12 protein-coding genes are annotated in these 19,796 nt (G+C 46.1%); 4 read left to right on the forward strand and 8 right to left on the reverse strand.

The features are described from left to right. Positions 1 to 243: 243 nt before the first annotated feature. Both ITG12_RS05095 and trpS read right to left on the reverse strand, forming a co-directional pair. The gene (locus ITG12_RS05095; protein ID WP_248873793.1) at positions 244 to 798 is read right to left on the reverse strand and encodes a hypothetical protein; all 555 of its coding nucleotides are present in this window, start codon (positions 796 to 798) and stop codon (positions 244 to 246) included. A 194-nt stretch (positions 799 to 992) separates the two neighbouring features. Next, entirely contained in the window at positions 993 to 2,015 is a 1,023-nt protein-coding gene (trpS, locus tag ITG12_RS05100; RefSeq protein ID WP_038875645.1) for a tryptophan--tRNA ligase, read from the reverse strand. A gap of 799 nt (positions 2,016 to 2,814) precedes the next feature. On the opposite strand from trpS, the gene katG reads away from it, so the two are divergent. Together katG and ITG12_RS05110 are read left to right on the forward strand one after the other, a co-directional pair. Beyond that, positions 2,815 to 4,995: a catalase/peroxidase HPI gene (gene katG / locus ITG12_RS05105; RefSeq protein ID WP_038875647.1), complete on the forward strand. Its 2,181-nt coding sequence runs from the start codon at positions 2,815 to 2,817 to the stop codon at positions 4,993 to 4,995. 356 nt (positions 4,996 to 5,351) lie between these two features. Further along, on the forward strand, positions 5,352 to 6,242 hold the full coding sequence (locus ITG12_RS05110; protein WP_258071118.1) for an NAD(P)-dependent oxidoreductase: 891 nt from the start codon (positions 5,352 to 5,354) through the stop codon (positions 6,240 to 6,242). A gap of 1,052 nt (positions 6,243 to 7,294) precedes the next feature. Here the strand turns inward: ITG12_RS05110 and ITG12_RS05120 are convergent. The 4 genes from ITG12_RS05120 to ITG12_RS05135 all read right to left on the reverse strand — a co-directional run bounded on the left by ITG12_RS05120 (position 7,295) and on the right by ITG12_RS05135 (position 11,777). Beyond that, positions 7,295 to 9,052, reverse strand: coding sequence for a sodium:solute symporter family protein (locus tag ITG12_RS05120; RefSeq protein WP_038866999.1), 1,758 nt, complete (start codon positions 9,050 to 9,052; stop codon positions 7,295 to 7,297). Positions 9,053 to 9,772: 720 nt separating this feature from the next. After that, entirely contained in the window at positions 9,773 to 10,396 is a 624-nt protein-coding gene (locus ITG12_RS05125; protein ID WP_038875652.1) for a bifunctional 4-hydroxy-2-oxoglutarate aldolase/2-dehydro-3-deoxy-phosphogluconate aldolase, read from the reverse strand. A 78-nt stretch (positions 10,397 to 10,474) separates the two neighbouring features. Beyond that, the gene (locus tag ITG12_RS05130; protein ID WP_005437155.1) at positions 10,475 to 11,407 is read right to left on the reverse strand and encodes a sugar kinase; all 933 of its coding nucleotides are present in this window, start codon (positions 11,405 to 11,407) and stop codon (positions 10,475 to 10,477) included. 34 nt (positions 11,408 to 11,441) lie between these two features. Beyond that, positions 11,442 to 11,777 carry a cupin domain-containing protein gene (locus tag ITG12_RS05135; protein WP_005450851.1) on the reverse strand — a complete coding sequence of 112 codons (336 nt, stop codon included), beginning with the start codon at positions 11,775 to 11,777 and terminating at the stop codon, positions 11,442 to 11,444. A 421-nt stretch (positions 11,778 to 12,198) separates the two neighbouring features. Between ITG12_RS05135 and ITG12_RS05140 the strand changes: the two genes are divergently transcribed. Beyond that, positions 12,199 to 14,364, forward strand: coding sequence for a heparinase II/III family protein (locus tag ITG12_RS05140; protein ID WP_038875655.1), 2,166 nt, complete (start codon positions 12,199 to 12,201; stop codon positions 14,362 to 14,364). Positions 14,365 to 14,366: 2 nt separating this feature from the next. Next, on the forward strand, positions 14,367 to 16,532 hold the full coding sequence (locus tag ITG12_RS05145) for a heparinase II/III family protein (RefSeq protein ID WP_038875657.1): 2,166 nt from the start codon (positions 14,367 to 14,369) through the stop codon (positions 16,530 to 16,532). A 472-nt stretch (positions 16,533 to 17,004) separates the two neighbouring features. On the opposite strand, the gene ITG12_RS05150 is transcribed toward ITG12_RS05145, so the two are convergent. Further along, complete coding sequence (locus tag ITG12_RS05150; RefSeq protein ID WP_038875659.1) at positions 17,005 to 18,075, reverse strand: polysaccharide lyase family 7 protein; 1,071 nt, start codon at positions 18,073 to 18,075, stop codon at positions 17,005 to 17,007. A gap of 260 nt (positions 18,076 to 18,335) precedes the next feature. Beyond that, positions 18,336 to 19,694 (reverse strand): MATE family efflux transporter, encoded by a 1,359-nt coding sequence (locus tag ITG12_RS05155; protein WP_081634753.1) that lies wholly within the window; start codon positions 19,692 to 19,694, stop codon positions 18,336 to 18,338. Positions 19,695 to 19,796 lie beyond the last annotated feature (102 nt).

A 19,796-nucleotide genomic window follows, 5' to 3' on the forward strand; every position in this document is an offset into this window, starting at 1 on the left:
TAAAACATGTGTGTGTAATGAGATTCCGTACTCATTCTTCTTCGCTCTAGACAATGACAATGTTTGAGTGCGTGGTCATCGACAACAAATAAGCCTTCTACTAACTCAAAGCTTAAACTGGGTCATTCCAGCAAGCCTAGGCGCGACTAGGAATCTAGGTTCCCGCGAATGCTTGATACAAGAAGGTCGCTCAATTAAAAGCGAGCGACCTTTTGTTATTCATTCTTTGCTGCAACTCAAGGGTTACAACACTCGTAAGCACTCTTCCGGAGGCAAGCTCAAGAGCGTATTAGCAAAGTTGACCTTCTCATCGCGCCATTTCAATGCTGCTTCTCGGCTGTCTTGCGAATGTCGGTCGGCCTCAAAGTAGCTTTTTCTTGGTAGTCCGTTCGCTGGCGTCATCACCATAGATTGTTCATTCAAACGAATCGTAAATAGGAACTGGCCACGTTGCCCGGTTTGCGCTGCTGGGTGGTGCAATGTGGTATCGCAACAATAACGTTTATCACGTAGAGCGCGGCATGTGTATTCAGAGACATCTTGAGCACCACGACCAGGGAACGCGGTATAAATACTGATGCCATCTCGTTGCAAAGACTGATCACCCGCCGCCAGTTGCACCGCGTATTGGATCATCCTAAAGCCTAGAATCACGCCACCAATGCTGTTCAATCCACTGTATTGAATTGCGCCTTCTAAGCTCAGACGAAGTTTGTCTTCCCCTTCATAAAGAAAAAGATCAGGCGATGCCCAATCACTCTTTGGAATAAGCAGTTGAGTAATATCCGAGTGTTCCATGTTGGTCTCCGCAACAATAAGTGTATTTGAGACCACAAACATAACGTAATGATAATTATTATCAATAAGTTTAAAGGAAAACTGAGAGCATAAAAAGGCACTGCTCACTACAATAGATCGTGCCTATATCAGAAATGCCAATCCGTTGAATTCAAATTGAACTCCTTGAGCCAAGCCGGATTTCGATCGTAACTTCAGAACAGGTTCAAGCCAAACACACCTTTCACATCAAATAGCACTTGCTCGGTTTTCTCACGTGAACGTTGGCTGCCTTGTTTAAGGATTTCGATCAGTTGTGCTTTGTCATCTAAAAACATGGCGCGTTTTTCTCGGATTGGACGAAGCATCTCTTGCAGACACTCTTCCAACACTTTCTTGGTTGTTCCGTCACCCAGCCCGCCACGGCGATAATTCGCTTTTAACTCTTCCACATAAGCTTTGTCAGTATGGAACGCATCAAGGTAAGTGAACACGATGTTACCTTCCACTTGGCCTGGGTCTTCAATACGTAAGTGGTTTGGATCGGTGTACATGGATTTCACCGCTGCGCTGATCTCTTTCTCTGTCGCTCCAAGATTGATTGCGTTACCCATGCTTTTCGACATTTTGTTTTTGCCATCTGTGCTTGGCAATCGCGGCGCGTCACTGAGTAGTGGACGACACTCTTTCAAAATGGTTTTCCCGCCAAGATGGTTTATCTTTCTCACGATTTCATTGGTTTGCTCTAGCATTGGCAATTGGTCATCACCAACGGGAACAAGTGTCGCGTGAAAGCCGGTAATGTCAGCCGCTTGAGAGATTGGGTAAGTCAAAAATCCAGCCGGAATGGAACGCTCAAACCCTTTGCTTTGGATTTCGTTTTTCACCGTCGGATTACGCTCCAAACGTGCGATAGAAACCAAGTTGCTGTAGTACATGGTCAGCTCAGCCAGCGCCGGAACTTGGGACTGTAAGCAGATGGTGGTTTGAATCGGGTCGATGCCAACGGCAAGGTAATCCGCCACGACGTTCAAGATATTGGAAGATACCTTGGAAGGATTGTGCGCATTGTCGGTTAGACCCTGCATATCGGCAACGAGAATGGTTTGATCGTGCTGAGTTTGTAGCGCAACTCGCTGCTGTAGTGAGCCGACGTAATGACCTAAATGCAGAGGGCCAGTGGCTCGGTCGCCAGTGAGAATGATTTCGCGCTGTTGAGTGTTTTGTGTGGTGTTCATAACTTATCTCCGAATAAAAATAGATCGCTACTGGAGATAAAAAGACATGACACTCTTAGCTACCGTCCAGCAGCGTAAGAATGTAAAGATTCCGCGCCGCTCTAATTAGAGCGCCACCAGAAGAAGTTTGATGAAGGTGTGAATGTCGTTTTCATACTTTTAAAACTAACAAGGAGCAGAGCTAAAAACAACCCTACTCCTTGTACAATTTGATTTTTCAGTTTTGGTACGGCTTGCCAGCACGGCATCAAATCTGGATATACATGGCGATGACCAGTGCAGCGCCAAATAGGCTACCCGATACAAACGCACACAATACCGCTTTATTCTGTTTGCTTCTCATCCTTTACTTCTCGACTTTAGAGCACGTAGAGCAACGCTGATTGCTCCGCTCTGATACTAAGTTGAACAGTGATAAATCCTTTCCGGTGAATCGATACGCCAAACAATCTTCGGTTCACTCTGTTGCACACAGCGTTACGATTTTTGGCGAAAACTTAAACCACTTAGTCCAAGAAGTGTGATGACGTTAGAACAAGTTCAATGAAAGCCGACAAGGTTTACAGAGACGTGTCTATTAAAAATAACGTAGTTTAGCGTCTTCGGTTAGAAACCCATTATTTCGATTTTTAATAGATACGAGCTGCACTTATTTGGCATTAAATACTGTTAAATTAGATAAGAATGACACTGATCATCTTTTGGACAAAATCCCGAAATATAACGTAAAACCGCAAGGGCGAAATACGCAACCTGTAACTAAACTTTGGGAACACTAACCCCAGTTAGGGAGCAAGAGATGAGCGACAAAAACAATCACTCCAAATGTCCTGTCATGCATGGAGCGAATACCAACCAACAGGCAGCTGAATTCAATTGGTGGCCGAAAACCCTCAACCTCGACATTCTTCATCAACATGACCAAAAAACCGACCCGATGGGCGCGGATTTTAACTATGCCGATGCTTTTAACTCTCTCGATTTAGAGGAAGTGAAAAAAGACCTAAAAGATCTGATGACCGACAGCCAAGATTGGTGGCCAGCGGACTGGGGTCATTACGGTGGCTTGATGATTCGTATGGCGTGGCACTCTGCGGGTACTTATAGAATTGCAGATGGTCGTGGTGGTGCCAGCCGAGGTAATCAACGTTTTGCTCCACTCAACAGTTGGCCAGATAACGGCAACCTAGACAAAGCACGTCGTCTACTTTGGCCAATCAAAAGAAAATACGGCAACAAATTGTCTTGGGCCGATTTGATGATTCTTGCTGGTAACATGGCTTATGAATCCATGGGCTTTAAAACGTTTGGTTTTGCTGGCGGTCGTGAAGACATTTGGCATCCTGAAAAAGACATCTACTGGGGCGCAGAAAAAGAGTGGTTGCAACCAAGTGGCGGCGAGAACAATCGTTACTCTGGTGAACGCGATCTAGAAAACCCGCTTGCAGCGGTAATGATGGGTTTGATTTACGTAAACCCTGAAGGGGTCGATGGCAAACCTGACCCAATCAAAACCGCACACGATATGCGAGTCACCTTTGCGCGCATGGCAATGAACGATGAAGAAACCGTAGCGCTCACCGCGGGTGGTCACACTGTGGGTAAAGCACACGGTAATGGCGATGCTTCCCTACTCGGCCCTGAACCCGAAGGCGCAGAAATCGAAGACCAAGGCTTTGGTTGGCTGAACAAAACCTCTCGCGGCATAGGACGTGATACCGTCACCAGTGGTGTGGAAGGTGCGTGGACCACTAACCCAACCAAATGGGATAACGGCTACTTCCACTTGTTGTTTACTTACGACTGGTGGGTTACTAAGAGCCCTGCGGGTGCTGCTCAGTGGGAGCCGGTGAACATCAAAGAAGAAGACATGCCAGTGGATGTGGAAGACCCAAGCATCCGCCGTAATCCTATGATGACCGATGCGGATATGGCGCTTAAGTTTGATCCGGAATACCGCAAGATTGCAGAGCGTTTCCGTGATGATCCTAAGTACTTCGAAGATTGTTTCGCTCGCGCTTGGTTTAAGCTGACTCACCGCGATCTAGGCCCTAAATCTCGTTACCTCGGCCCTGATGTGCCAGCAGAGGATTTAATTTGGCAAGATCCCGTGCCACCTGTTTCTTACCATCTATCTGAAGAGAACATCGACGCGCTCAAGATGGCGATTCTCAATAGCGAATTGAGCATTGCTGAGCTAGTTTCTACCGCATGGGACAGCGCTCGTACTTACCGTGGTTCTGACCGTCGCGGTGGTGCCAATGGCGCACGACTTCGTCTTGCTCCGCAAAAAGATTGGGTGGGTAACGAGCCAGAAAGATTGCAGAAAGTGTTGAGCGTACTCGACGATATTCGCACCACACACAACTCGCCAATTAGTATGGCGGATTTGATTGTGCTCGCGGGTGGTGTAGGTATTGAGAAAGCAGCATCTAACGCGGGTATGAATATCTCCGTGCCATTTAGTCAAGGACGTGGGGATGCGACAGACGCAATGACCGATGCCGATTCGTTCGATGTGCTTGAACCAATTCACGATGGCTTCCGCAACTGGCTGAAATCCGATTACATCGTAACGGCTGAAGAGCTCTTACTGGAAAGAAGCCAATTGATGCAACTGACCGCTATCGAGATGACGGTGCTCATTGGTGGTATGCGTGTTCTTGGCACCAATTATGGTGGTACAAGCCAAGGTGTCTTCACCGATAACGTCGGCGCACTGACCAACGATTTCTTCGTTAACCTCACTGATATGAGCTACACATGGCATCCAACCGGTGATAACGAGTACGAAATCCGCGAACGCGCTTCTGGTCAAACTAAATGGACTGCGTCACGTGTCGACTTAGTATTCGGCTCTAACTCGGTACTACGCTCTTACGCTGAAGTTTACGCTCAGGACGACAACAAAGAGAAATTTGTCCAAGACTTTGTCGCAGCTTGGGTGAAAGTGATGAACAACGATCGCTTCGACTTATAAAGAGCGCGCTTTTATCCATTATCTTCCAAAAGAGCTGATGACCTCAGCTCTTATTTTTTCATCCTAACTGTCACTGATTCCTTCCTCTCCCCTAGATAAATTGTAATACAATTGACATTATTCACTGAACAAACATTTGCGTAGTTAAAGCGAATCTCTTGGTTATATTTGGCATAGATACACTTATTACTTGAGACACTAAAACCCGCCAGAAACCAAGAGAAGTCGAGCCAATAGCCAAACCAACCTCTCACTTTTGCCAAAAAACATCGATAAAACCTTATTCATTGCATTTTCCGATTGCAAAATCCAACTGAGGACTTAAGATAAAGACATATAATCATACAATACGATATTTGGAGTCTAATATGACAAAACCTGTCATTGGTTTCATCGGCCTTGGTCTGATGGGTGGAAACATGGTTGAGAACCTACAAAACCGTGGTTACGAATTAAACGTAATGGATTTGAATAAAGACGCTGTGGCAGCTTGTGTTGCTCGCGGTGCTAAAGCGGCAAACACACCTAAAGAACTTGCTGAAGCAAGTGACATCGTAATGCTGTGTCTAACGACTTCTGAAGTTGTAGAAAAGATCGTTTACGGTGAAGAAGGTATTCTAGCGGGTATCAAAGAAGGCGCGACTCTGATCGACTTCGGTACTTCTATCCCTGCTTCGACTCGTAAGATCGGTGCTGATCTTGCTGCGAAAGGCGCAGGCATGATTGATGCGCCTCTTGGCCGTACTCCAGCTCACGCGAAAGATGGTCTACTAAACATCATGGCTGCTGGCGACATCGAAACGTTCAACAAAGTTAAGCCAGTGCTTGATGAACAAGGCGAAAACGTATTCCACCTTGGTGCTTTAGGTTCTGGTCACGTAACTAAGCTCGTGAACAACTTCATGGGCATGACAACAGTAGCAACTATGTCTCAGGCGTTCGCTGTTGCTAAGCGTGCTGGCGTTGATGGCCAACAGCTATTCGACATCATGTCTGCTGGCCCATCAAACTCACCATTTATGCAGTTCTGTAAGTTCTACGCTGTAGACGGCGAAGAGAAGCTAGGTTTCTCAATCGCAAACGCAAACAAAGATCTAGGTTACTTCCTAGAAATGGTTAAAGACCTAGGTACTGAGTCTCTTATTGCTGAAGGTACTTCTAAGAGCCTACAAGCAGCAGTAGACCAAGGCCTTGGTCAAAACGACGTTCCAGTTATCTTTGACTACTTTGCTGAACTAGAAGGTTAATAACCCTTTCTAAACCAAATTTTCTAAGCCTTGCTCACCTAGTAGCAAGGCTTTTTTTGTTCTTCTTCTTCCATTCTTTATTTTTCTGCGCTCTAACGGTGGCATCAAAGAGCTAGTCGACGCATTCCAAACAAATCGTAAGCCCAGCCTTTAAAAACAAGCCGTCGCCGAACGTCGCGCGGGTTATATTGGCGCTAATGTTTTAGCAGGCGAGAGCCAACATTGCGTAGCAAATGCCTAGATGTGAGGAATAGCATTGAAGTTAAAATTTACAAGCCGCCCTTCTTTCCAATGCAATTGTTATCTGCATTAAATATCAGCGGCACCTGAACATACCTATCCTAGGGCACATGATGATATTTATCAGGCGGGGCTTGGCATGAAAGAAGATGACCATAAATATGGTGGCGATACCAAACAAGTCGTGCTGCGCTTTAGGCCAATTGGCGTTAGCGACAACGCTTAGGCTCAAGTGCTTGCGACATTGGTTGCCGAGCCAACAAATTATCCACCCAATTTTAGCTCCTAAGGCCTCTCACAAAGCGACGCAGAAAACGGGCCCGACTGTGTGGTATTACCGCCAAGATGCTTCTTTCTGGTTTCGATTTATACACACACGGAAAATTCAGAACCACAACCAAACAGGATCTTAACCTTTTAAGGAGTGACTTCGGTGAACTACCCTAAACACGCTCATCACCGCTGAGTTTGATCCGCTACATAACGAAGGCGAACAGCTCTACAAGCTCATGCTCTCTTATGGTGTCGAAGTCTGAAGGGAACGTTACTTGGGGCCATTCATGGCTTCTCTCAACTTTCTGAAGTAAGTGGTTCAGCAAGACGCGGCATCACTGCGGTTCCAAACCAAATCGAGCATTCCCCATTACTACTGATTTGAAATGAAGTACTTCCCAATGCCTAATGACAACTGGGCGAATTGGGCAAAGAATCAAAAAGCAGGATCTGTGTAGAGAGGCAAGCTGACAAATAGAAAAAATCCCACAGTGATGACACCGTGGGATTTTTATTAGAAAGAGTGAGTTAAGTGGGACTTAGCTTTTCGCGTTAGCTAACTTTGGGCTTTTAGGCCCTCGTGCTGCGTTCACCAATAGAACACCCACCGAGAGAACAATCGCACCACACAAGATAAACAGTAGTCGACCTGATGGTTCGTTTGGAATCAGAGCCATCGCTAGGATACCGAAGCCCGCTACGCTGATAAGCTTACCAAGCATGCCGCGCTGTTTTGTATCTAGGTTCTGCTGCTCTTCGCTGTCAGCCACAAGAGGCGTGTTCCAGTTTTCGAACAATTGATCCACTTCTTTCTCACGTTCAGGCGATAAGCCTTTGTAGAAACGTGTTGTCAGTAGGAAGAATCCACCAGTGAAGACAACGTGTGCTGCTAGGCTCAAGCCAACTTTCAGGTCAGCCCACTCACGTGCTGTAAACGCTTGCTCTAGACCGAATAGGCGCTCCACGTCTTCTGCTTGTAGTGAGATACCGAAGATGTAAGAAACAAAGCCACCAACAACCAGTGTTGCCCAACCAGCCCAGTCCGGCGTCTTACGAATCCACATACCAAGTAGTACAGGAATCAACATTGGGAAGCCAATCAATGCGCCCACGTTCAGTACGATATCGAACAGGCTCAAGTGACGTAGTGAGTTAATGAATAGACCAATACCAATGATGATGAAACCCATCACGATAGTCGTTGCTTTACTCACGATAACCAGCTCTTTTTGCGACGCTTGTGGACGTACAATCGGGCTGTAGAAGTTCATCACAAAGATACCCGCGTTACGGTTAAGACCAGAGTCCATTGAAGACATGGTCGCCGCAAACATTGCTGACATCAGAAGACCCACCATACCTGCTGGCATTACGTTTTGTACGAATGCTAGGTAAGCTGCATCACCACCTACTGAGCCGTATTGCTCTGCGAAATCAGGCATAAATGCCGCAACGTACCAAGGTGGTAGGAACCAAATGATAGGACCAACAATCATCAGCACACATGCAAGACCTGCTGCTTTACGTGCGTTTTCACTGTCTTTTGCACATAGGTAGCGGTAAGCGTTGATGCTGTTGTTCATTACACCGAACTGTTTAACAAAGATGAACACTACCCAAAGGATAAAGATACTGACGTAGTTCAGGTTGTTACCCAGCATGAAGTCGCCGTGGAAGTTAGACACGATGTTGCCAATACCGCCACCGTGGAAGTATGCCGCCACCGCACAAGTGATCGTCACTGCCATGATAACCAACATCTGCATAAAGTCAGATGCAACAACCGCCCAAGAGCCGCCCGTTACCGCCATTAGCATTAGCACTAAACCCGTAACAATGATGGTCGCTTCCATAGGAATGTTGAAGACCGCTGCCACGAAAATCGCAAGACCATTCAACCAAATACCGGCTGAGATCAAGCTGTCTGGCATACCAGCCCAAGTGAAGAACTGCTCTGAAGTCTTACCGAAACGTTGACGAATTGCTTCAATCGCCGTCACTACACGTAGTTGGCGGAACTTTGGAGCAAAGTAGAGGTAGTTCATGAAGTAGCCAAATGCGTTGGCTAAGAATAGGATTACAACAACGAAACCGTCGTTGAACGCGCGTCCTGCGGCACCTGTAAACGTCCATGCTGAAAATTGCGTCATGAAGGCGGTAGCACCTACCATCCACCATAACATCTTACCGCCCCCTCGGAAGTAGTCACTGGTTGAGGTAGTGAACTTACGGAACATCCAACCAATTGCAACTAAGAAGAAGAAGTAGGCAAGAACAACAAGAGTATCAATAGTCATTTTTTCAGCCTTTCAAGTTTGATCATTTTCTAACGCCTAGACTACTCTGTTCATTATTTTATTTGTACTACAATAAGCTTTAATTGTGATCTGGAACATAAGTTATTTCATTGAAAAATTGGCGACAAAGCCTTTATTTTATAGGGATACTGGCATTCAAAGTCAGAATAACCATCACTCAACAAGTAATTATATTGTAATACAAATAATCTATTGCAAATTCATTAAAGTATGGAATATTTTTCTTCTTCACGCTTTGTCTGAAGATCAAAAATGCGTGTCATTTATTTGTAGGAAACGTAATGAGATGTTTCGAAGGCATAGGATAGAAAGTGGAATTTATATGAATGCAACCAGCAAAATTCCCTATTCCTTCTCGTCATTTCCTAAATGGAGGAACGACTGAGTAGGAAATCTCCTTTCACCAACAAATACCAAGTCGTTACTTTGATGGGTCAAATCACTGTCGAAGCTACGTGTAGATTCGGTTATCCAAGATTCCCACCCCCCTCCTTCGCCGCTATCGAGAACGATGCAAGGACGGTTCAGCGCTTTCCGTTTTCGCTTCTCAAATCTCGTTTCTCGATTCTAATCTCTTGTTTGCTTTTCTCGCATCTCGATTCTCCCATCTCGCCTCTTTCAAACTTTCAAACACAAAAAAAGCGAGCACTGAGGCTCGCTTTTCGTTCTTTCGCTAGTTTTATCGGGGTGTTACGACACTTATGCTACGTGAGCTACTGCGTCGCGAACCAGTGTACCTAGTTCATCCCATTTACCTTCATCGATAAGTTTTGTTGGCACCATCCAAGTACCGCCACATGCCAGCACTGAAGGGATAGACAAGTACTCGTCTACGTTACCTAGGCTCACACCACCTGTTGGCATGAATTTCACTGGGTAAACCGCCGTAAGTGCTTTAAGCATACCCACACCGCCAGATGGCTCAGCAGGGAAGAACTTAAGTGTACGCAGACCCATTTCCATCGCTTGCTCAACTAGGCTTGGGTTGTTTACGCCAGGTACGATAGCCACGCCTTTGTCTAGGCAGTATTGAACCGTGCGAGGGTTAAAACCTGGGCTTACGATAAAGTCCACACCAGCTTCGATCGCTTGGTCAACTTGCTCGTTAGTTAGGATCGTACCTGCACCGATCAGCATTTCTGGGAACTCAGCGCGCATAGCACGAATCGCTTCTGCAGCACACTCTGTGCGGAACGTGATTTCTGCGCAAGGCATACCGTTTTCAACCAAAGTGCGACCTAGAGGAATCGCATCTTCTGTTTTGTTGATGGCAATAACAGGAATTACTTTTAGGTTTGCTAATTGTTCGTTTAATGTCGTCATAAGAGTGTACTCGTCGTCGTTAACTTGAGTTCAATAAATCACTGCGGAGCGCCGATTACTCAACGCTCCGCAAAAGAATTATAAAGGAAGATCTGGCATCACTTCACGTGGAATGATGGCACCTTTATGTTGAATTACCGCGCCAGCCATACAGTGACCAGAGTAAGCCGATTCAGCTGCATTGCCGCCAGTCAAACGCTTCGCCAAGAAGCCTGCACTGAAAGAATCACCAGCCGCTGTTGTATCAATCACGTTGTCGACTTTGTTTGGCGCCACGTATTGCGCTTCGCCATTCGCCACAACCAAGCAATCTTTGCTGCCACGTTTAATGATGATTTCATCCACGCCCAGTGCAGAGGTTCTCTCGATGCACTGCTCTAGATGCTCGTCACCGTAAAGCATTTGCTCATCTTCAAATGTGAGCAGTGCGATATCCGTGTGCTTAAGGATCTTAAGGTACCAAGACATGGCATTCTCGCGGCTTTCCCACAATTTAGGGCGGTAGTTGTTATCGAAAATAACCTTACCACCTTGTGCCTTGAAGCGCTCAAGGAAGCCAAACAGTTGCGTCTTACCTTCTTCAGTAAGAATCGCTAATGTAATACCGCTCAAGTAAACCGCATCGTACGAGTAAAGTTTGTCGACTAATAGCGGAGACTCGTTTTGTTCGAATAGGAACTTAGCGGCCGCTTCGTTACGCCAGTAGTGGAAGTAACGTTCGCCAGTTTCATCGGTTTCGATATAGTAGATACCTGGTTGCTTTTCTTTAACAGAAAGAACCAGACTAGTATCGATGCCCTCTTCTTGCCATGCTGATAGCATTTCTTGGCTAAAAGGATCGTTACCCAAAGCCGTTACATAGCTGGTTTTAATATCGTGAGCTTTGGTCAAACGAGATAAATACAGTGCGGTATTCAACGTATCACCACCGAATGACTGCTTTAGCTGACCTTCCTTCTTCTGTAGCTCAACCATACATTCGCCAATGACCGCGATGTTTAATGATTTCATGTTGTCACCTTAGCAACTGAGGTTGCGCTATAGATTATTTTAAGAAGTCTTCACGAGCTGGGTTGAAGATATCTAGAAGAATGCTGTCTTGCTCTAGTGCAACCGCACCGTGCATCATGTGCTTACGAGCAAAGTATGCGTCGCCTTCTTTTAGTACTTTCTTCTCACCTTCGATTTCCGCTTCAAAGCTGCCACGTACTACGTAACCGATTTGATCGTGGATTTCGTGAGTATGCGGAGCGCCAATCGCACCTTTATCAAAACATAGGTGAACCGCCATTAGGTCATCTGTGTAAGCAACAATTTTACGTTTGATACCGCCGCCTAGCTCTTCCCACGGGTTCTCATCTAATACAAAGAAAGAATTCATCGTCATACTCCTAAAAAGTCTCTATTAAAGCGAACCCTACGGCACTTCATTCTTAACCATGCTTTTATTAAAAGGTTCTCTTAAAAAAGCGTCGTATTGATAAAAGTGAAACGCAAAGCGAAAGGGTCTGCTGTTGAATTGGTAACGAGCATATCCGATCTATTTTAATTGTCATACAATATATCTAAAAATATGTGATATTCATCAAATGGTGCTCGTTAAAGCATTCCACTTAACGATTAATAACGCCGAAACATCAGTCACAACAAGGATTACCACAGCGATATAAATCAATAAGTTAGCTAAATTCGCGTGATTTCACTCTCCCTTTTTGCCACAAAAACTACACCCAAACTTAATATTGTATTACTTTATAGAGAGTTTAAGAAAACAACACACTTCATCTGAGGGTGGTAAAGAAATGACTACACAACCGATTTTGTTGACTGAAGCAGAAGTCGAACTACTAAGAAAGGAAGTCGGAAAGCCGAGCTTAATGGGTAAATCCATTGAAGCGAATCGCAAGGAACTTGAAGCCTTTATGCGTCTGCCTCTAGACGTACCAGGTCACGGCGAAGCGGGTGGCTACGAGCACAACCGCCACAAACAAAACTATACCTACATGAATTTAGCGGGTCGTTTGTTCTTGATCACTCAAGAACAAAAGTACGCGCAGTTCGTTAAAGATCTTCTCGCTATTTACGCAGAGAAGTACCTCACTTTTGATTTCCACGTACAGAAAAACACTAACCCAACAGGTCGTCTTTTCCACCAGATCCTTAATGAACACTGTTGGTTAATGTTTACTAGCCTTGCTTACTCTTGCGTGGCATCAGTGATGACAGAAGAAGAGCGCACAGCTGTTGTTGAGCGCATTTTCGAACCAATGCTAGACATGTTCACAGTGAAATACGCGCACGATTTCGACCGTATTCACAACCACGGTATCTGGGCAGTTGCGGCTGTTGGTATCTGTGGTCTAGCCATTGGCAAACCTGAATATCTAGAGATGTCGGTATACGGTCAAGATCGTGATGATACCGGTGGCTTCCTAGCGCAAATCTCACAGTTGTTCGCCCCTTCTGGTTACTACATGGAAGGTCCGTACTACCATCGTTATGCGATTCGTCCAACTTGTGTATTTGCAGAAGTAGTACACCGTCACATGCCTGAAGTAGACATCTACAACTACAAAAACAAAGTGATTGGCAACACAGTACAAGCGATGCTGGCAACGGCTTACCCGAATGGTGAGTTCCCCGCACTAAACGATGCATCTCGTACCATGAGCATTACCGACATGGGTGTTCAAGTTGCAGTGAGTGTTTACAGCAAGCACTACGGCTTGGATGACAACATCCTTGGCATGGCGAAGATTCAAAACGCCGTTTGGATGCACCCTTGTGGTCTTGAGCTTTCTCAAGCTTACGATAAAGCTATCGCAGACCGTGAAATCGGTATGCCTTTCTGGCCAAGCGTGGAACTTAACGAAGGCCCAACTGGTAATAACGGAGCACAAGGCTTTATCCGTATGCAGGATAAAACCGGTGATGTGTCACAGCTTGTGATGAACTACGGTCAACACGGCATGGGACATGGTAACTTCGATACGCTTGGCATTACTTTCTTTAACCGTGGTCAAGAAGTGCTGCGTGAATACGGCTTCTGTCGCTGGGTAAACGTAGAGCCTAAATTCGGCGGTCGTTACCTAGACGAAAACAAATCGTACGCACGTCAAACTATCGCGCACAACGCGGTAACGATTGATGAGCAATGTCAGAATGGTTTCGATGTAGACCGCGCTGATTCGGTGCATGGTTTGCCTCACTTCTTCAAAGTAGTAGGCACTGAAATCAACGGTATGAGTGCGTTTGCGAACGACCATTACCCGAATACAGACATGCAGCGCAGTGTGTTCATGCTTAGCCTAGACGAGCTTGAAGCACCGCTACTGCTAGACCTTTACCGCATTGAAGGTGAAGGCGAGCATCAGTACGACTACTCTCATCAATACGATGGTCAAATCGTACGTACTAACTTCGATTACCAAAGCTTTGGTGAACTGAACACCCTTGGCGATGACTTCGGTTACCAGCACCTTTGGAAAGTAGCAAGCGGCAAAACGCAAGATACGGCGTTGGTTAGCTGGCTACAAAACAACACCTACTACACTTGGTTAGGCACTAGCAGCAGCGCGAAACAAAACGGTGATAATGAAGTGATCTTCACTCGCACTGGCGCCAATGACCCAAGCTTTAACCTACGTAGCGAACCAGCATTCATTCTGCGCAGCAAGGGCGAATCGACGCTATTTGCTTCTGTGCTAGAAACACACGGCTACTTCAACGAAGAGTTTGAGCAGTCGGTGAATGCACGTGGTCAGGTGAAAGATATCCGCGTCGTGGGCTACAACGCCGTTGGCAGCATCGTAGAAATCACGACTGAAAAATCACTGGTTACTGTGATGATCAGCAATGTTCTAGGCGCTGACGACCAAACCCCACACCAAGTAGAATTGAACGGTAAAACCTACAGCTGGAATGGCTTCTACTCTCTAGAAGTGAACGCATTCGGGCAGGAGAAATAATAATGAGCTACCAAACCCAGTCTTACCAACCGCTATTAATGAACTTTGAAGAAGCGGCAGAACTAAGCAAAGCACTTGGCACGGATAGCCTATTAGGAAATGCACTAGCACGTGACATCAAACAAACTGACGCTTACATGGCTGAGGTCGGTATTGAAGTTCCAGGTCACGGCGAAGGCGGCGGTTACGAGCATAACCGTCACAAGCAAAACTACATCCACATTGATCTAGCGGGTCGCCTATTCCTTATCACTGGCGAGCAGAAGTACCGCGATTACATCGTGGACATGCTAACGGCTTACGCGAAGGTTTACCCGACGCTAGAGAGCAACACCAGCCGTGACTCTAACCCTCCGGGTAAGATCTTCCACCAAACTCTGAACGAGAACATGTGGATGCTATACGCGTCTTGTGCGTACAGCTGCATTTACCACACGTTGGAAGAAGAGCAAAAAACACTGATTGAAAACGATCTGTTCAAACAAATGATTGAGCTGTTCGTAGTCACTTACGGTCACGACTTTGACATCGTACACAACCACGGTCTGTGGGCTGTAGCAGCAGTAGGTATCTGTGGTTACGCAATTAACGACCAAGAAGCGGTAGACAAAGCGCTTTACGGCTTGAAACTGGATAAAGTTAGCGGCGGCTTCCTAGCTCAGTTAGACCAACTGTTCTCGCCAGATGGCTACTACATGGAAGGTCCTTACTACCACCGTTTCTCGCTGCGTCCAATCTACCTATTCGCAGAAGCGATTGAACGTCGTCAGCCTGAGCTTGGTATTTACGAGTTCAACGACTCGGTAATCAAGACCACGTCTTACGCAGTATTTAAGACGGCATTCCCAGATGGTACTTTGCCAGCATTGAACGATTCATCGAAGACGATTTCGATCAACGATGAAGGCGTAATCATGGCCACGTCTGTGTGTTACCACCGTTACGAACAAACTGAAACGCTACTCGGCATGGCTGACCACCAGCAAGACGTTTGGGTTCATATCTCAGGCAAGACATTGTCTGACGCAGTTGCAACAACAGACAACATCAAACCGTTCAACTGGGGTAGCCTATTCGTAACAGACGGCCCAGAAGGCGAAAAAGGCGGCGTAAGCATTCTTCGTCACCGTGACGAGCAAGACGACGACACCATGGCGCTTATCTGGTTTGGTCAGCACGGCAGCGATCACCAGTACCACTCTGCACTAGACCACGGTCACTACGATGGTCTGCACCTGAGTGTGTTTAACCGCGGTCATGAAGTGCTGCACGATTACGGCTTTGGTCGCTGGGTAAACGTTGAGCCTAAATTTGGCGGTCGTTACATCCCAGAGAACAAGTCTTACTGTAAGCAGACAGTCGCGCACAACACAGTAACGGTTGACCAAAAGACACAAAACAACTTCGACACAGCACTAGCAGAAACCAAGTTCGGTTCTAAGCACTTCTTCAAAGCTGATGATGAAAAACTGCAAGGCATGAGCGGTCGTATTTCTGGTTACTACAACGGTGTAGACATGCAGCGCAGCATCATTCTTGCTGAATTGCCAGAATTCGAGAAACCACTTGTGATTGATGTTTACCGCATCGAAGCAGATCAAGAGCACCAATACGATCTGCCAGTGCACTACTCCGGTCAAATCATCCGTACGGATTTTGAATACGATGTAGAAAGCACGCTGCGTCCAATGGGCGAGGACAACGGTTACCAACACCTATGGAATGTAGGTTCAGGCCAAGTTCAAAGCAGCTCGCTTGTAAGCTGGTTGCACGACAACAGCTACTATTCGCTAATCACAAGCGCAACGAACGGCGGCAAAGTGTTCTTCACTCGCACGGGCGCAAATGATCCAGACTTCAACTTGAAGAGCGAACCAGCACTGATCCTACGTCAATCTGGTCAGAACCACGTGTTTGCCTCTGTGTTAGAAACGCACGGTTACTTCAACGAGTCTATCGAAGCATCAGTTGGCGCTCGTGGACTAGTAGAGTCAGTAACCGTCGTTGGCAACAACGAAGTGGGTACCGTGATTCGCCTGCAAACTACAACAAGCAACGCTTACCACTTCGCTATCTGCAACCTAGACGAAGACAAACAGAACGCGACACATCGCGTTGAGTTCGACGGTGTGACTTACACTTGGGAAGGCGCATTCGCACAAATTTAATCTTTAGATAGGGTCTGTTTATCTTTCGTGGTTAAATTTTGTTCGAGATAAAAGCGTTTTAATCGCGGCGAGTCGATTGAAGCCTAGTGGTTCTAAGTAAAATTGACTCAACAAAGAGTAAAACGCTTTTAGCCGAACCCTTTGGGTAGCGTTTGTAGGTGCTTTCTACTGCGTTATCGGCTTATCAGGTAGAACAACTACATATCAAAGCCTCTGCTTTGTATAAAACACCTACAAACTGCTGCAAAAATCATCACGAAAGGTCAACAGACCCTGGTCACTAAAAATTAATGTAAAAATCGGGAACTAATTCAAAGCCGGACGTCATGTTCGGCTTTTTTTCGTTTACTTCCATCAACAGCCCCCTCTTCGTTTTATCAATACCAATCAAATCGTTTGTACATGTTTTGTTGGAGGCATAAAAAATCCCTAACCATTGGAATCCAATGATTAGGGACGTTAAAGCGACATCTTACTTGCCGTTTAACTTCAGTACAGAGAAGGTCGCGCTACTGTAATCGCCGTTTTTCTTATCCGTCTCGAAATCTCCCGTTCCTTCACAGCCTGTCGCCCAGAAGTTATCACCTGTTTTCACGCTGCATTGTCCGTAAGCGCCTGCTTTAAAGTAGAACCATTCGCTCGCATAGCCTTTGGCGAAATCTTTCTTATCCACTTTTCCATAAGCGTCGACGTTATTGCTCAAGTCGAGTTCATACTTCACGGTTGGGTGGCCTTCGGCTTCGAATGCAAGCTGCATAATGTTGCCTTCGACTTTAACGCTGTAACTGAACTCTTCGCCAAGTGCGATGCCTTTATCTCCCGGCTCGGCGTTGTTTTCCCATGTATTACCCCATACTGGATAAGCGATGTCTGTGCGATCAGGGTCCGCTTTCGCTAGGTTGCGTTCGTACGTCCAGAACACCGATCCCATCTTATGGTTAGGCCATTTCTTGTAGAAGATTTTTAGTGGTTCATTGCCGTGTCCAAACCCTGTGTTCGCCTCTAACTGAGCCGGATCTTTGCCTGCATGAATCTGCCCTACCACGACGGAATACGCTGGGTATTTTTCTGGATTCTTAGAGCGCGTAGCAACGTGGTTTACTTTTAACGTCGCTTCTAATGTTCCTCCTACTGCGCTGAATGATTCCGCTTGAGGGTGCGCGGCAATCGCCCAGTTGTTTTCTGGTGCTTTCACACTGATATCGACATCAGTGCCTCGCCCCATTTGACGGAGCTCAGAACGCGCGTTTGTAGAACCCTTTGTTGTCACGGCCATGTTCGGCACTTCAAAGACCATATTGTCGTTTTCATCTAAGAAGAAAAATTGGTGATGTGAGTAACTGAGCATCGCCACGCCTTCGATTTCATCCGCTCGACCGTTGTTGTCTTTGTCCATTGGCAAGGTGATCTTCCAGTTCATCATATCGAACTTATCCGCAGGCACTGGATGAGGTGTCTGATTATGGGCCAAAGCGGTCATTGGTAACGTAGTCAGTAAGGCGGCAGCGAGGAGATTCTTGTTCAGTCTTTTGCTATTACACATGGATTTGGATTTCCTTATTTATGTATTATTGTCGTACATATTAATTATTAATCCAGAGATTAAACCGAACGGAAATTCGGGTGTGTAAAATCGCTCACAGTTTGATCACTTCAAGTTCTACTTGGATCAAACTTTAAGAAAAAGTGATAGATAAAAGCAGGTTATTTAAACCAAACACTCAGCAGTAAACTATAGCGGCAAAAAAGCCCTCATCATTGAGGGCTCTTTACTAGACGAAAAATCAAAATAAAAACGACAAATTAATCATACATAAGCTTCTCAGCTTTCTTAAGATCAAACTCGTTGAGTGATTTACGCGCCAAGTGCCTAAATGGCAGTGCTTTCACTATTTCTTCAAATGGCATAACGGCGAACGCCCAAAAGAAAGAGAGATCCCAATGCAGAATGACTAATGCACACAATGGGATGGACACTATCCACTGGCCAGTGAAGTTGATCTTGAAGACTTCTGTGGTCTTGCCCAACGCACGCAACACATGGCCGTGTACCGTATTATAGCCACGAACAATCGGCAGAAAGACGTATAACGGTGCGATGGAAGCAAGGGCAACGTAGGTACTTGGGTCTAGGTCTGGGTATAAATCCGGTAGGACAAAACTTAAGGCTAAGAAGAACGCCGCCGAGACAAATGAGATCATCACAGCCATATCGATGCTGATATCAACATTCTTACGCAGTTCATCCATTTGTCGTGAACCAATCGCTTGGCTGATCGTGATCGCCGACGAGTGTGCCCACGCAGTGATGAACTGAGTCCCTGCTTTGATCCAAGGCATCACGATGGTCATCGCTACGTAGGCGTTCAATGTAAGCTGTGAATACAACAACATGTAGATAGTCGCGCCGGTTTGCAACATCGTCACGTTTGCTGCAACGGGGAAAATCTCTTTAAAGTGATTCAGCGTGTTGGCTTTCAGTGAGGCATCTAGGTTCTTAATTGACAAGACGATGGAATCATCCCATCGAATACACAGGGTCAAGTACAGCAATCGAATGGTGATGGCGATTAAGCTGCCCGCTGCCGCGCCTTGCACACCAATACCCTCAAAACCAGCAAAGCCATGAATCAACACGTACGACATTGCCATGTTGACTGGCAGCTCAATCAAGTAACCTTTGAACGGCACTTTGGTTCGGCCAAGGGCATTAAACAAGGCGATCATGACTTGGGTAATCGCGTTGAAGATGATGATGAACTTGGCGACAGCGAGGTAACGTTCGGTCTCTGCATAAAGAGCAACATTGTCGGTTAACTTACTGATCAACGCTTTGTCGAAGGCGGTAATCAGTGTCCAAAACACAACCGCGACCAAAACGTTGATAATTAAGCCCGCCCAGAAGCCTTTGTTCAAGGATGGGTGTTGCCCAGATCCAACTGCACGACTAAGTACCAACTGTGAGCCGTTCGCCAATGCCATTTGGATACCTAAAACAAAGGAAACAATGGTGGTGGCAATACCCATGGCGGCAAGGGAAACTTCACCGAGTGGTGAGACAAGGAAGGTGTCGATCATTAACATCGACTGCATTAATAATGCGTTCAAGGCCAACGGCCAAGCAAGGGACAGATTTTTTCTTATATAGGGTTGGGAAGACATGGTAGACCTTTCGGGGTTGTCATAAGCGCAACTAGCAAAGACGCAATTGCCGCTAAACGTTGGCCTTGCCCTATCCTTTCACCGTTAGAGCAAAGCCAAATA

It is taken from the genome of Vibrio sp. ED002, assembly GCF_023277445.1.
Lineage (GTDB): Bacteria > Pseudomonadota > Gammaproteobacteria > Enterobacterales > Vibrionaceae > Vibrio > Vibrio jasicida.

Bases quoted from the DNA above. Each gene is read 5' to 3' on its own strand.
- ITG12_RS05095 (WP_248873793.1), bottom strand. From the start codon at position 798: ATGGAACACTCGGATATTACTCAACTGCTTATTCCAAAGAGTGATTGG.
- trpS (WP_038875645.1), bottom strand. From the start codon at position 2,015: ATGAACACCACACAAAACACTCAACAGCGCGAAATCATTCTCACTGGC.
- katG (WP_038875647.1), top strand. From the start codon at position 2,815: ATGAGCGACAAAAACAATCACTCCAAATGTCCTGTCATGCATGGAGCG.
- ITG12_RS05120 (WP_038866999.1), bottom strand. From the start codon at position 9,052: ATGACTATTGATACTCTTGTTGTTCTTGCCTACTTCTTCTTCTTAGTT.
- ITG12_RS05125 (WP_038875652.1), bottom strand. From the start codon at position 10,396: ATGACGACATTAAACGAACAATTAGCAAACCTAAAAGTAATTCCTGTT.
- ITG12_RS05130 (WP_005437155.1), bottom strand. From the start codon at position 11,407: ATGAAATCATTAAACATCGCGGTCATTGGCGAATGTATGGTTGAGCTA.
- ITG12_RS05135 (WP_005450851.1), bottom strand. From the start codon at position 11,777: ATGAATTCTTTCTTTGTATTAGATGAGAACCCGTGGGAAGAGCTAGGC.
- ITG12_RS05140 (WP_038875655.1), top strand. From the start codon at position 12,199: ATGACTACACAACCGATTTTGTTGACTGAAGCAGAAGTCGAACTACTA.
- ITG12_RS05145 (WP_038875657.1), top strand. From the start codon at position 14,367: ATGAGCTACCAAACCCAGTCTTACCAACCGCTATTAATGAACTTTGAA.
- ITG12_RS05150 (WP_038875659.1), bottom strand. From the start codon at position 18,075: ATGTGTAATAGCAAAAGACTGAACAAGAATCTCCTCGCTGCCGCCTTA.
- ITG12_RS05155 (WP_081634753.1), bottom strand. From the start codon at position 19,694: ATGTCTTCCCAACCCTATATAAGAAAAAATCTGTCCCTTGCTTGGCCG.